At 64.2% G+C, this 13,585-nt stretch carries 12 protein-coding genes; 7 read left to right on the top strand and 5 right to left on the bottom strand.

Annotation, left to right across the window (positions count from 1 at the left end; translation table 11 throughout):
• Positions 1-180: a hypothetical protein gene (locus D886_RS0109960; RefSeq protein WP_027593791.1), complete on the bottom strand. Its 180-nt coding sequence runs from the start codon at positions 178-180 to the stop codon at positions 1-3.
• Between the two features lie 107 nt (positions 181-287).
• On the opposite strand from D886_RS0109960, the gene tam reads away from it, so the two are divergent.
• Positions 288-1,064: a trans-aconitate 2-methyltransferase gene (gene tam, locus D886_RS0109955; RefSeq protein ID WP_027593790.1), complete on the top strand. Its 777-nt coding sequence runs from the start codon at positions 288-290 to the stop codon at positions 1,062-1,064.
• Here tam and D886_RS0109950 read toward each other — a convergent pair.
• Positions 1,054-1,425: a DUF2784 domain-containing protein gene (locus D886_RS0109950; RefSeq protein ID WP_027593789.1), complete on the bottom strand. Its 372-nt coding sequence runs from the start codon at positions 1,423-1,425 to the stop codon at positions 1,054-1,056. The two genes, tam and D886_RS0109950, sit on opposite strands and share 11 nt — an antisense overlap.
• 177 nt (positions 1,426-1,602) lie before the next feature.
• On the bottom strand, positions 1,603-2,472 hold the full coding sequence (locus D886_RS0109945; RefSeq protein WP_027593788.1) for a LysR substrate-binding domain-containing protein: 870 nt from the start codon (positions 2,470-2,472) through the stop codon (positions 1,603-1,605).
• Between the two features lie 244 nt (positions 2,473-2,716).
• On the opposite strand from D886_RS0109945, the gene D886_RS0109940 reads away from it, so the two are divergent.
• The 5 genes from D886_RS0109940 (at position 2,717) to D886_RS0109920 (ending at position 8,825) form a co-directional block, all read left to right on the top strand.
• Complete coding sequence (locus tag D886_RS0109940) at positions 2,717-4,033, top strand: MFS transporter (protein ID WP_027593787.1); 1,317 nt, start codon at positions 2,717-2,719, stop codon at positions 4,031-4,033.
• Between the two features lie 14 nt (positions 4,034-4,047).
• Positions 4,048-5,439, top strand: coding sequence for an FAD-dependent oxidoreductase (locus D886_RS0109935; RefSeq protein WP_027593786.1), 1,392 nt, complete (start codon positions 4,048-4,050; stop codon positions 5,437-5,439).
• A 94-nt stretch (positions 5,440-5,533) separates the two neighbouring features.
• Positions 5,534-6,244: a YebC/PmpR family DNA-binding transcriptional regulator gene (locus D886_RS0109930; RefSeq protein ID WP_027593785.1), complete on the top strand. Its 711-nt coding sequence runs from the start codon at positions 5,534-5,536 to the stop codon at positions 6,242-6,244.
• A 136-nt stretch (positions 6,245-6,380) separates the two neighbouring features.
• Positions 6,381-7,325, top strand: coding sequence for a LysR family transcriptional regulator (locus D886_RS0109925; RefSeq protein ID WP_027593784.1), 945 nt, complete (start codon positions 6,381-6,383; stop codon positions 7,323-7,325).
• An 87-nt stretch (positions 7,326-7,412) separates the two neighbouring features.
• A complete protein-coding gene (locus D886_RS0109920) occupies positions 7,413-8,825 on the top strand; it encodes a DOPA decarboxylase (RefSeq protein WP_027593783.1) in 1,413 nt (470 codons plus the stop codon).
• Positions 8,826-8,944: 119 nt separating this feature from the next.
• On the opposite strand, the gene D886_RS0109915 is transcribed toward D886_RS0109920, so the two are convergent.
• Positions 8,945-10,318 (bottom strand): MFS transporter, encoded by a 1,374-nt coding sequence (locus tag D886_RS0109915; protein WP_027593782.1) that lies wholly within the window; start codon positions 10,316-10,318, stop codon positions 8,945-8,947.
• Positions 10,319-10,784: 466 nt separating this feature from the next.
• Here D886_RS0109915 and quiC point away from each other — a divergent pair, with 466 nt between their 5' ends.
• Entirely contained in the window at positions 10,785-12,692 is a 1,908-nt protein-coding gene (gene quiC / locus D886_RS0109910; RefSeq protein WP_027593781.1) for a 3-dehydroshikimate dehydratase QuiC, read from the top strand.
• Positions 12,693-12,833: 141 nt separating this feature from the next.
• Here the strand turns inward: quiC and D886_RS0109905 are convergent, their stop codons facing one another.
• The gene (locus D886_RS0109905) at positions 12,834-13,502 is read right to left on the bottom strand and encodes a bifunctional 2-polyprenyl-6-hydroxyphenol methylase/3-demethylubiquinol 3-O-methyltransferase UbiG (RefSeq protein ID WP_027593780.1); all 669 of its coding nucleotides are present in this window, start codon (positions 13,500-13,502) and stop codon (positions 12,834-12,836) included.
• Positions 13,503-13,585 lie beyond the last annotated feature (83 nt).

Genomic DNA, 13,585 nt, shown 5'->3' with positions numbered 1-13,585 from the left:
TCAGTTGTGGTTCAAGACGGCCGGCTCCCTTGAGGACCCGGCCGTTTCGCGTTGTTGGGCCGGGTGTTTGTCCGGCGGCATGTGAAAACGCTGGTTCATCCACGGCGAGCCGAGGAGGGCGGCAGCGGCGATCAGGGCCAGTATGGCGAGGGCCAGGAATGTTTTCATGGGCAGGCGCATATAAGGACTGACTTCAAGGATAGACGCTCGGTTCCGGCCCGCGAATAGACCCTAAGTGCCACTACTTGGCTTATGCTGGGCACATTGCCCGCCCAAAGGAGCCGCACATGGCCTGGTCCGCCACCCAGTATTCCCTCTTCGAAAACGAGCGCACCCGCGCCGTACGCGACCTGCTGACCGCCGTGCCGCCACGCCCGGTCCGCCATGCCACCGACCTGGGCTGCGGCCCGGGCAACTCGACCGAGGTGCTGCTGCAGCGCTACCCCGATGCCCAGGTGACGGCGTTGGACAGCGACCCGGACATGGTCGAAAAGGCCCGGGAGCGCAAAAGGCTGTGTGTACCACGCGTGCGCTGCGCCATTGCCGACATCGCCCAGTGGTCCGCGCCAGAGCCGCAAGACCTGATCCTGGCCAATGCCTCGCTGCAATGGGTGCCGGACCACGCTTCGCTGTATCCGCACCTGGTCAGCCAGCTGAGCGAGGGCGGCAGCCTGGCGGTGCAAACCCCTGACAACCTTGACGAGCCAGCGCACCGGCAACTGCGCGAAATCGCCAGCAAAGGCCCCTGGGCCGCCAAATTCGCCGATTTCCAGCTACCGCCCAGGCACAACGCCGCGTTCTATTACGACTTGCTCAGCCCGCGGAGCGCGCGGGTGGATGTGTGGCGTACTACGTACCATCATCCGTTGGAGGGTGGCGCCGAAGCGGTGGTGGAGTGGTTCAAGGGCTCGGCGTTGCGGCCTTACCTGGCCAGGCTGGACGAACAAGAGCAAGCAGCCTTCCTGCAGATGTACCTGCAGGCGATGCAGCACGACTACCCACCGGCCACCGACGGTAAGGTGCTGTTGCCGTTCCCGCGCTTGTTCGTGATCGCTACGCGGTAGGGCGGCGCCTGCGCCCGAGCACGTAGCCGTAGATGCCGAGGTTGACCAGCAGGACGATGGCGCCCAGCAGCCATTGGATCTGCGGCGTCAGCCCGGCCGGATAGATCAGCGGCCAGATGTAATGTTCGACGAAACCGCCGTGGTAGCCCGCGTCGCCGGCGGCGAAGCGCATGCGGTTTTCCCAGTCGGTCAGCGGGCATTCCAGGTGCAGCCCTTCCACCGCCAAGCCCCAGGCCAGGGCAGGCAGGTGGACGAGCAGGGCGGGGCGCCACTTGAGTACCAGCAGGCCACCGAACAGCACCCACAAGATGAAGGCCAGGTGCAAAAGCACCAGAGCGTCGGCGGCAAATCGAAAGAGCATGGGGCGTGATCCTCGTGATCCTCGTGATCCTCGTGATCCTCGTGATCCTCGCGATCCTTGTAGGAGCAGCCTTGTGCTGCGAAGAGGCCGGTACAGGCACCATACATCAATGCTGCCTGCACCGGCCTCTTCGCAGCACAAGGCTGCTCCTACCAAGCAAACATTGGGAATGCAGCTTTACAGCCCTTCCTCAACCATTTGCAAGAACGTCGCTACTACCCGTCGCGTACGTTGCTCGCTGAGGCACACCAGCGTCTCGGTCAAATGCCGCTGACAGTCGACAATCGGCAACGCACACACCCGCGCATCCGCGCCAAACTCCGCCGCCGACACAACCCCCACGCCAATCCCCACCACCACCGCTTCGCGCGCCGCCTCCCGGCCTTCCACCTGGATCGCCGGCCGAATCCGCAGCCCGGCGCGCTGCATTTCTTCTTCCAGCGTCTGCCGCGTCACCGACCCAGGCTCCCTCAGCACCAACGGGGTGTCATCCAGGTCCGCCAGGCTGATCGAGCCCCGGCTGGCCCAAGGGTGATGGTGGCTGACGAAGGCAACCATCGGGTCGCGGCGCAGCGGCAGGCAGTGCAGGCGCTCATCGTCGACGTCCCGTCCCAGCAGTGCCAGGTCCGCCTGGTAGCTGAACAGCCGGGCCAACGATTCATCAGTGTTGCCGGTTTCGACCTTCACCTGGATGCCCGGGTAACGCTGGCAGAACCGCGCAATCTGCGGCAGCACGTGCACCGGCGCGTCCACCGCCAACACCAGGCTGCCGGTGTGCAGGGCGCGTGAGTCCTGCAGCAACTCGTGGGCTTCGGCTTCGCAGGCGAACAGGCGTTGGCTGATGCCCAGCAGGCGCTCGCCCAGGTCGGTCAGTTGCACCGAACGCTTGTTGCGGTGGAACAGCAGCACGCCGAAGCGCTCTTCCAACTTGCGCACCTGGTCGGAGACAGCCGGCTGGGTCAGAAACAGTTTTTGCGCGGCACGGGTGAAGCTGCCGTGCACCGCCACCGCGTGGAAGGCCTTGAGTTGAGCGTGGGACACCGACATGACGACTCCAGTAACAAGCTGGGCTTATGAGTGAAATACGATAAATCGATTTTATTTATCAGTCACCAGCTGTTTCCATACCTCCCAGCCCCGCCGCAGCCACAAGCGCCGGTCGGGGCCATGGCGCTGATACAGCGCCATCTGACCCGATGACGGGCCCCCGCCATCGCTGTGCGTAACACAAGAACAAGACAGGCGTTTCTTCACATTCTGCCGGCACACTTGAGCAAGAGGTCAGACTCACATGAACCATTCCCTAGCCACGTTCAAACGCTGGCGTATGCAGATTTTCGCAATCACCTGGCTGGCCTACGCCGCCTTCTACTTCACCCGCAAGGCATTCTCGGTCGCCAAGCTAGGCATCGCCGAAGACCCAGGCTTCATGCTCGACAAGGCCGCCATGGCCAACCTTGACGCGATCTACCTGGCCGCCTATGCCGTGGGCCAGTTCACCTGGGGCATGCTTGCCGACCGCTTCGGCCCACGTGTGGTGGTGCTTGGCGGCTTGCTGATCTCGGCGGCGGCGGCGGTGGTGATGGGCAGCTACGCCACCTTCCCAATCTTCGCCACCTGCATGTTGATCCAAGGCCTGGCGCAGTCCACCGGCTGGGCCGGTTTGTGCAAGAACATCGGCAGTTTCTTCCCAGCCGCGCAGCGCGGGCGGGTACTGGGGTTGTGGAGCTCGTGCTATGCCTTTGGCGGCCTGGTGGCTTCGCCGTTTGCCGGCTGGTGGGCTTACACCCTGGTCGGCACCTGGCACGCCGCGTTTTTCTCCAGTGCCGTGGTGGTCGCCCTGGTGGCTGTGCTGTTTTTCTTCCTGCAGCGCAACAGGCCAGAAGACGTCGGCTTGCCTGCCGTAGAGCCCGAGCCGCAGAGCATGGCACCGGGCGCGAACCTGTGCAGCGTCTGGGCGCCATTGCGCGAGATCCTGCGTAACCGCACGGTGTTGACCCTGGGCCTGGCCTACTTCCTGCTCAAGCCGGCGCGCTACGCCATTCTGCTGTGGGGGCCAGTGATCGTCTTCGAGCAAATGCCGTCGGTGGGCAAGGTCGGCGCGGCGATCATCCCCACGGCCTTCGAGCTGGCCGGGTTGCTGGGGCCGATCATGATCGGCCTGGCCTCCGACAAACTGTTCGGCGCGCGGCGCATGCCGGCCTGCGTGATCAGCCTGGTGCTGTTGACGGTGACGCTAGCCGCGTTCATGGCGGCCATGCACACCGGCAGCGTGATGCTGGTGGTGGGCCTGCTGTTTGTCATGGGCCTGACCTTGTATGGCCCTGACTCGATGATCAGCGGCGCTGCGGCCATCGACTTCGGCACCGCCAAGGCAGGTGCCACCGCAGCAGGCTTCGTCAACGGCTGTGGCTCGGTGGGGGCCGTGCTTGGCGGGCTGCTGCCGGGTTATTTCGACGGCGTCACGGTGTTCATCGTGTTCGCCGGTTGCGCACTGTTCTCGGCGCTGGTGCTGCTGCCGCACTGGAACAGCCGCCCGGCCACCGCGGTGCAGCGCTACGACGTGGCACCGAACACCAGCATGGCAATCAAGCCACTGCGTACCTAAAGGAAAGCGAGCGAATGAGACCCTTCTGGCTGCAACAGGCCCTGGATTCGGCGCAGGAAGCGGCGTGCCCGCCGCTGCAAGGCGACAGCCGTTGCGATGTGTGCATTGTCGGCGGCGGCTACACCGGCCTGTGGACCGCGTTGATGCTCAAGGAGGCGGTGCCGGCGCTGGATGTCGTGCTGATCGAGGCCGACATCTGCGGCGCTGGCGCCAGTGGTCGCAATGGCGGTTGTGCGCTGTCGTGGTCGGCCAAGTACTTCACCCTCGAGCGCCTGTTCGGGGCGGCCGAAGCGGTGCGCCTGGTGCGCGAGTCGGAACGCAGCATCGGTGCCATCGGCGCGTTTTGCGCGGCCAATGGCATTGACTGTGACTACCGGCTGGACGGCACGCTGTACACCGCCACCAACTCGGCCCAGGTCGGTGCCACCGATGCGGTGATCGCCGCGCTGAAGCAGCAGGGGGTGAATTCGTTCCAGCGGCTGCCGCTGGACCAGGTGCAACGCCTGGCGGGGTCGGCGCGGCACCTGGAAGGCTGGTTTTCGCCGGCCGCCGCCACCGTGCAGCCCGGGCAGTTGGTGCGCGGCCTGCGGCGGGTGGCGTTGCAGCGTGGCGTGCGCATTCACGAAGGCACGGCCATGACGAGCCTGGCGCACGGTGCGCCGGTACAGGTGCGCACGGCCCACGGCACGGTGCACGCCGACCGTGTGGTGTTGGGCCTCAATGCCTGGATGGCGCGGGCGTTCCCGCAGTTCGAGCGCAGTGTAGCGATTGTGTCCAGCGACATGATTATCACCGAGCCGTGCCCTGAGCTGTTGCGCGAAATCGGCCTGGACAGCGGCGTCAGCGTGCTCGATTCGCGCATTTTCGTGCATTACTACCACAACACCTCCGATGGCCGGCTGATGCTCGGCAAGGGCGGCAATACCTTCGCCTATGGCGGGCGCATGCTGCCGGTATTCGACCAGCCCTCACCCTACCGGCCGCTGCTGCGTGAAAGCCTGGGCGAGTTTTTCCCGGCGTTGGCGGGCGTGCCCTTGGCGGCCAGTTGGAATGGGCCGTCGGACCGCTCGGTCACGGGCTTGCCGTTCTTCGGCCGGTTAGACGGGCAGGGCAATGTGTTCTATGGCTTTGGCTATTCCGGCAGCGGCGTCGGGCCGTGCCACATGGGGGGGCAAATCCTGTCGTCGCTGGCGCTGGGGCTGGACAACCCCTGGACCCGATCGCCATTGGTCCAGGGGCCGCTGGGGCTGTTTCCGCCAGAGCCGATTCGCTACCTGGGGTCGCTGATGGTGCGCAATGCCATTCGCCGCAAGGAGCGCGCCGAGGACCGCGGGCTGCGGCCACGGCACCTCGATGTACGCCTGGCACGTTTTGCGGCGGCGGCGGGGAAGGCCGACAAAGCATGAGATTTCTTGTCGATCACATGCCCGAGGGCGTATAAACTGCACCCACTTTTGGCCGGTCGCTTCCTGAACTGGCCGTTGAAACAAGAGAGTCGACATGGGCGCACAGTGGAAAGCCAAACATAGAGAAACAGCGGCCAATGCCAAAGGCAAGATCATGGGCAAGCTGTCCAAAGAGATCCAGATCGCTGCCAAATCGGGCGCCGATCCCGACATGAACCCGCGCCTGCGCCTGGCGATCGTGCAGGCCAAAAAGGCCTCGATGACCCGCGAGACCCTGGACCGGGCAATCCGCAAGGGTGCCGGCCTGGACGGTGATGCCGTGCAGTATCACGCGGTCAGCTACGAAGGTTTTGCGCCGCACCAGGTGCCGCTGATCGTCGAGTGCCTGACGGACAACATCAACCGTACCGTCGCGCAGATCCGCGTGCTGTTCCGCAAGGGCCAGCTGGGTGCGAGCGGTTCGGTGGCCTGGGACTTCAACCACGTCGGCCTGATCGAAGCCTCCCCGAGCGAAGGCGCAGACCCGGAAATGGCCGCCATCGAAGCCGGTGCCCAGGACTTCGAGGAAGGGGAAGAAGAGGGTTCGACCCTGTTCATCACCGACACCACCGACCTGGACGCGGTGCAAAAGGCCCTGCCGGAGCATGGTTTTACCGTGACCTCGGCAAAGATCGGCTACACCCCGAAGAACCCGGTAAGTGCTGCCAGCTTGAGCGCTGAGGCATTGGCCGAGGTCGAGGCGTTCCTCGAGGCGATCGATGAGAACGATGACGTGCAGAACGTCTATGTCGGCCTGACCGACTAAAAGCCGGGGCCGCTTTGCGGCCCATTCGCGGGGCAAGCCCGCTCCCACAGGCCCCACGATGCTGAAGATTGTGGTACCCCTGTGGGAGCCGGCTTGCCGGCGATTGGGCCAGTAGTCTTAATGAAGGGAAGCCTGCATGACCCCCACCTTCGCCTCCCTCAGCCTCGCCCACCTGCGTACCCTCGACCACCTGTTGCAGCTGAAAAACCTCAGCCACGCCGCCGAGCGCCTGGGTGTCAGCCAATCTGCCCTGAGCCGTCAACTGGCCCACCTGCGCGAAGCCTTCGACGACCCGCTGCTGGTGCGCCAAGGCCGTGGCTACGTGCTCAGCGAGCATGCCGAAGCCCTGGTTGAGCCACTGCGCCAGGTCCTAGAAGAGCTGCACGCCCTGCGCCAACCGGCCGTGTTCGACCCCGCCCGCTGCGAGCGCCGTTTCTGCCTGGCGGCCTCGGACTACGTCGCCGAGCATATGCTGCCGCTGCTGGTGGCGGCGCTGGAGCACGAAGCGCCCGGCGTGTCCCTCGAATACCGCACCTGGCAGGCTGGCCAGTACGCGTTGCTGGCCAGTGGCGAGATCGACCTGGCCACCACCTTGTTCGATGAGTCGCCGCCCAACCTGCATGGTCGTCTGCTTGGCGAGGACCGCGCGGTGTGCCTGATGCGCCGCGACCACCCGTTGACCGCCCATGAAACGCTCAGCCAGGCAGCCTATCTGACGCACAAGCATGTGCGCATTTCCGGGGGTGGCGACAAGGACAGCTTCATCGATCGCCACCTGCGCGCCCAAGGCCTGCAGCGGCGGGTCAGCCTGGAAGTGCCGTTTTTTTCGGCCACCGTGCAGGTGATCGGCAACAGCCAGGCGGTGGCCACGGTCCCGGAGCACATCGCCCGGCAACTGTGCCGTTTGCATGACCTGGCCTGGCGACCGTTGGGCTTCATCGATCACAGCCAGCGTTACTGGGTGGTCTGGCACCAGCGCCTGCAGGCCTCGGCCGAGCACCGCTGGTTGCGCAACCGGGTGTTCGAGCTGTGGCGCCAGTCCCAGTTCGGCGTGCAAGGGGGGCATGCGCCAACGCCATAGGAGGTATGCACGAAGCGGGGTTCTTTGCAGGGCGGGTGGCACCTAGACTGGTGGGCCTGTATTGCCAGTGCCCAATGGAGACCGCCCGTGACCCCAGAACAATTCCGCCAGTACGGCCACCAATTGATCGACCTGATCGCCGACTACCGCCAAACCGTGGGCGAACGCCCGGTCATGGCCCAAGTCGAACCGGGCTACCTGAAAGCGGCCCTGCCTGAGTGCGCCCCGCAGCAAGGCGAACCCTTCGAAGCGATTCTCGACGACGTCAACAACCTGGTCATGCCGGGCCTGTCGCACTGGCAGCACCCGGATTTCTACGGTTACTTCCCGTCCAACGGCACGTTGTCATCGGTGCTGGGCGACTTTCTCAGTACCGGCCTGGGTGTGCTTGGCCTGTCCTGGCAGTCCAGCCCAGCCTTGAGCGAGCTGGAAGAAACCACCCTCGACTGGCTGCGCCAGTTGCTCGGCCTTTCAGGGCAATGGAGCGGGGTGATCCAGGACACCGCCTCAACCAGCACCCTGGTGGCGCTGATCTGCGCCCGCGAACGGGCCAGCAATTACGCGTTGGTCCGCGGTGGCCTGCAGGCCCAGCCCAAGCCGCTGATCGTCTACGTCAGCGCCCACGCCCACAGCTCGGTGGACAAGGCCGCACTGCTGGCCGGTTTTGGCCGTGACAACATTCGCCTGATCCCCACCGACGCGCAGTTCGCCCTGCAGCCAGACGCGCTGCGGGCGGCGATAGAGCAGGACCTGGCGGCAGGTAATCAGCCCTGTGCGGTAGTCGCGACCACCGGCACCACCGCCACCACGGCACTCGACCCACTGCGCCCGATTGGTGAAATCACCCAGGCCCATGGCCTGTGGCTGCACGTTGACTCGGCCATGGCGGGGTCTGCAATGATTCTGCCCGAGTGCCGCTGGATGTGGGACGGCATCGAGCTGGCCGACTCGGTGGTGGTCAACGCGCACAAATGGCTGGGTGTGGCCTTTGATTGTTCGATCTACTACGTGCGCGACCCGCAGCACCTGATCCGGGTGATGAGCACCAACCCCAGCTACCTGCAGTCGGCGGTGGATGGTGAGGTCAAGAACCTGCGTGATTGGGGTATTCCACTGGGCCGGCGGTTCCGCGCTTTGAAACTGTGGTTCATGTTGCGCAGCGAGGGCGTCGAAGCGCTGCAGGCGCGCTTGCGCCGTGATTTGGATAACGCTCAGTGGCTTGCTGGGCAGGTCGAGGCGACGCCGGGTTGGACGCTATTGGCACCCGTGCAGTTGCAGACGCTGTGCATCCAGCATCGGCCGGCGGGGCTGGAAGGGGAGGCGCTGGATGCGCATACCAAGGCCTGGGCCGAGCGGCTCAATGGTTCTGGGGAGGCGTATGTAACGCCGGCTACCCTTGATGGGCGGTGGATGGTGCGGGTGTCGATTGGCGCATTGCCGACCGAGCGGGAGCATGTTGAACAACTGTGGCAACGGCTGCAGGAAGTGATCAAGGGCTGAAAACGCTGGGGCCGCTTTGCGGCCCATTCGCCGGCAAGCCGGCTCCTACAGGGATTTGCGCACACTTGTAGGAGCCGGCTTGCCGGCGAAAGGGCTGCGCAGCAGCCCCCTGCGATCTATCAGTGGCTTGCAGTCTGCAAGCTGCCTTTACGGCTGGCTTCGTACGCGGCCTTTTCCATCGGCTTGGCTTGCGGGTTGCCGAGGTCTTCCATCGACAGGCGATGGGTTTCTGGTGCGATGTACGCCGCCAGGGCGCAGATGCAGGTGATGAAGAACGCCATGCCACCCACGACCAGTGGAATGTTGTCCGAGCCCGGTGGCGCCACCAGGGCGAACAGCGCCGGCAGCATGGCCGTCAGCATGGTGCCGATGTTCTGCGCAATGGCCATGGCCGAAACACGGTAGCGGGTCTGGAACAGCTCAGGGTAGAAGCTTGGGAACACCGCGTTGTAGCCCTGGTAGACCATGCCCCACATCACGATCGAGGCAGCGAAGGCCAGCGGTACGTTCTGGATGCTGATCGCATACAGGTAGACGAAGGCCAGCAGGCCCGAACCCAGGCACCCGGCGATCATGGTCGGGCGACGGCCGATCTTGTCGGAAAGGTTGCCGACGAATGGAATCACCAACACCGCGACGATGTTGCCGACCACCGGAATCCACAGGTACACGCTCTTGTCGAAGCCGATGCCATAGGCCGGCTGCACCGCGTAGGCCGCACCGAAAATGGTCGCGACGACCGGGATCACGTTCATCAGGGCCATGAACATCACCAGCACCATGTGTTTCCAGCTGTGGCGGAAGGCCTCGCTGACTGGCGATTTGGCAACTTTATCCTGCTTCTCTTCCTTCACGAAGGCAGGTGTTTCGTGCACTTCTTTACGGATGATGAAACCGGCGATCAGCACCACGGCGCTCATCAGGAACGGAATCCTCCAGCCCCAATCGTTGAAGGCTTCACTCGGCATGAAGTAGGCCAGTGGCAGGAACACCGCCGCCGCCAAGACCTGGCCGGCTTGTACGCCCTGCAGGGTAAAGCTCGCGTAGTAGCCTCGTCGGCCGAACGGCGCGTGCTCCATGATCATCGAACTGGCACCGGAGATCTCGCCGGCTACCGCGAAGCCCTGGACCAGGCGCAGCAGCACCAGCAAGGCGGGGGCGAGGATACCGATGTCGTGGTACGTCGGCAGCAGGCCGACGGCCATGGTCGACACACCCATCAGGAACATGCACAGCAGCAGTACGTTCTTGCGTCCGCGGGTATCACCCCAGTGGCCGAGCACGATGGCGCCGACCGGGCGGGCCAGGTAGCCGACACCGTAAGTGGCCAGCGAGGCGATGATCGCCATTTTCGGGTCGGTGTTAGGGAAGAAGATTTGCGGGAAAATCAGGGCCGCAGCCTGTGCATAGATGAAAAAGTCGTAGTACTCGAGTGCCGAGCCTATCCATCCACTGGCGGTCGCTTTCTTGGCTTGAGAGCTGGAGTGAGCCATCGGTGTCTCCGTTGTTCTTGTTGGTTCCCGCACGGCGCAAGGCGAGCGTGGGGTTATCTCGGGAGTGGGGTCAAACGTGAAGTGCGGGCGTATTCCGCGCCAAGGCCGTGACAGGCAGCCAGGAGACAGGTGCGGATCGCAAGGCGAGAGCAGTGTTCATAGGTCGGTACCCGGTTTTATTGAACTTATTATGTTGTGGCGTTGGGCTTGTTAGCGCAGGTTCTGCCGAATGACCGTCTGGCAAGAAGGCGGTGGTCGGTGTGCCTGCGTCTGGTTTCATGTTGACCACGGGGTGGCGGTCTAGCAATTCGCGAAATCCGGTTTTGTTCGGTAATCGAACACAAAACTAACCATTCCGTACAAAGAGATTGATGAGGCGACTTTACCTGCGAATAATCCATCATGCCAGGCACCGTTACCGTGGTTTTCCTGCGCCGTCGTCCCCTAACAACAAGGAACTCCCGCCATGCAGCGTTCGATTGCCACCGTGTCCTTGAGCGGCACTCTGCCGGAAAAGCTCGAAGCTATCGCCGCCGCCGGTTTCGACGGCGTCGAGATTTTCGAAAACGACTTGCTCTATTATGCCGGCAGCCCGCGTCAGGTTCGCCAGATGTGCGCGGACCTGGGTATCGCCATCACCCTGTTCCAGCCGTTCCGCGACTTTGAAGGCTGCCGCCGCGACCGGCTGCAGCGCAACGTCGACCGCGCCGAGCGCAAGTTCGACTTGATGCAAGAGCTGGGCACTGACCTGGTGCTGGTGTGCAGCAACGTCCAGGCCGATGCCCTGGGCGACGAGCAACTGCTGGTGGACGACCTGCGCCTGCTGGCCGAGCATGCCGGCAAGCGTGGCCTGCGCATCGGTTATGAAGCGTTGGCCTGGGGCCGACACGTCAATACCTACCAGCAGGTCTGGAACCTGGTGCGCCAGGCCGACCATCCGTCGCTTGGGGTGATCCTCGACAGTTTCCATACCTTGTCGCTCAAGGGCGACCCGAGCGCGATCCGTGACATCCCGGGCGACAAGATTTTCTTCGTGCAGATGGCCGACGCACCGATCCTGGCCATGGACGTGCTGGAGTGGAGCCGCCATTTCCGCTGCTTCCCGGGGCAGGGCGAAATGGACCTGGCCGGCTTCCTCGCGCCGATCCTCGCCACCGGCTACCGCGGCCCGCTGTCCCTGGAAATCTTCAACGACGGCTTCCGCGCCGCGCCACCTCGGCAGAATGCTGCCGACGGCTTGCGCTCGCTGCTGTACCTCGAAGAGCAGACCCGCCTGCGCCTGGAGCAAGAGGCCGTGGCGGTGGAGCCGGGCGTGCTGTTCAACCCGCCGGCGGCGAGTGCCTATGATGGCGTGGAGTTCCTCGAATTCGCCGTCGACGAGGCGGTGGGTGCGCGCTTGAGCAACTGGCTGAAACGCCTGGGCTTCGCCGACGCCGGCAAGCACCGCAGCAAGGACGTGCAACTGTTGCGTCAGGGCGACATCAACATTGTCCTCAATGCCGAACCCTATTCGTTTGGCCACAACTTCTTCGAGGCGCATGGCCCGTCGTTGTGCGCCACGGCGTTGCGCGTCAAGGACCAACAAGCTGCCTTGAAGCGCGCCACGGCTTTCCGTGGCCAGCCGTTCCGTGGCCTGGTCGGCCCCAACGAGTGCGAAGTACCCGCCGTGCGCGCGCCCGATGGCAGCCTGTTGTACCTGGTAGAACAGGGCACTGCTGGCCAGACCCTGTACGACACCGACTTCAGCCTGGACAAAACCGCCACTGCCAGCGGTGGCCTGCGCCGTATCGACCACATGGCCCTGGCGCTGCCGGCCGAGTCGCTGGACAGCTGGGTACTGTTCTACAAGAGCCTGTTCGACTTCGCCGCCGACGACGAAGTGGTGCTGCCCGACCCGTACGGCCTGGTCAAGAGCCGTGCGCTGCGCAGCCAGTGCGGCACCTTGCGCCTGCCGTTGAACATTTCCGAGAACCGCAACACCGCCATTGCCCACGCATTGTCCAGTTACCGCGGCTCGGGTGTGCATCACATCGCCTTCGATTGTGATGACATCTTCCGTGAAGTGGCGCGTGCCAAGTTGGCTGGCGTGCCGCTGCTGGAAATCCCGCTCAACTATTACGACGACCTGGCGGCGCGCTTCGACTTCGACGACGAATTCCTCAGTGAACTGGCGTATTACAACGTGCTGTATGACCGCGATGCCCAAGGCGGCGAACTGTTCCACGTGTACACCGAGCCGTTCGAGGAGCGCTTCTTCTTCGAGATCATCCAGCGCAAGGGCGGCTATGCCGGGTATGGCGCAGCGAACGTCGCCGTGCGCCTGGCAGCCATGGCCAAGGCCCGCAGCGGGGCAGCGCGCAAGCCGGTGCTGTAAGCGCCGCTACCCTGTTGGATCAAACTGATCCTTTTTGCTTCCACAGGGCCCCTGTGGGAGCGGGTTTACCCGCGAACACCGGCGAAGCCGGTGCCATACACCGCGTCGCCTGCTTCGCGGGTGAACCCGTTCCCACAGGGTTCACCGCCCTTCGGCCACCATCAACAACGCCTGCGGCACCGCACTTTGCGGATGCTGCGGCTCCTGCAGGCTGACCAGGCGCAGCCCGGCCATGTCCAAAGCATTCAGCCAACTGGCCAAAGTGCGGAAGTACCAAGGCATCGGCCGCCAGTCCCCGGCAAACCCTGCGAACGACTCTTCCCGCCAGCCATCCTGATAATCGCCCGCAGCCACACTCCAGGGGTGCAACGTCTGGATCACCACTGCACCACCCGGAGCCAGCAGCCCATTCATCGCCGCCAGCAAGGGGATGACGTCCTGCTGCAACAACGCAAAATTGGCACAAACCAAATCGTAGCCACGGCCAACGCTGACGTCGCCCTCGGCCAGCTGTGCGTAACTGGCAAGGTGCACCTCGGCGGAGCCTGCCGCACGGGCCGCCTCCACCAGGGTGTGGTCGCCATCCACGCCGACCGCCTCAATGCCGCGATCAGCCAGCGCCCGCAGCAACCAGCCTTCACCACACCCAAGGTCGAGCACGCGCTCGGGTTGCCGGCTGAGAACGGCCAGCAGGATAGCCTGGTCTGTCACCTGCCGACGGCTTTCGATGGCGCCACTGCGCACCGCGTCGATCCAGGCCTGGGCGTTGTGCTGCCAGCTGTGCAGCAGGTTGTCTTCGGGGTTGTGCATGAGGGTTTCCGCCGCCTTGGGTGAGTTGAAGCATAGGCCGCGAGCGCGTGCCTTTGCGGCTGAATGCTGGCCCATATTGAACT

Origin of the sequence: Pseudomonas sp. LAIL14HWK12:I7, assembly GCF_000483465.1 — a bacterium.
GTDB lineage: Bacteria > Pseudomonadota > Gammaproteobacteria > Pseudomonadales > Pseudomonadaceae > Aquipseudomonas > Aquipseudomonas kermanshahensis.
The sequence above is the reverse complement of the archived record's forward strand: the minus strand, read 5'-3'. Positions and strand labels throughout refer to the sequence as shown.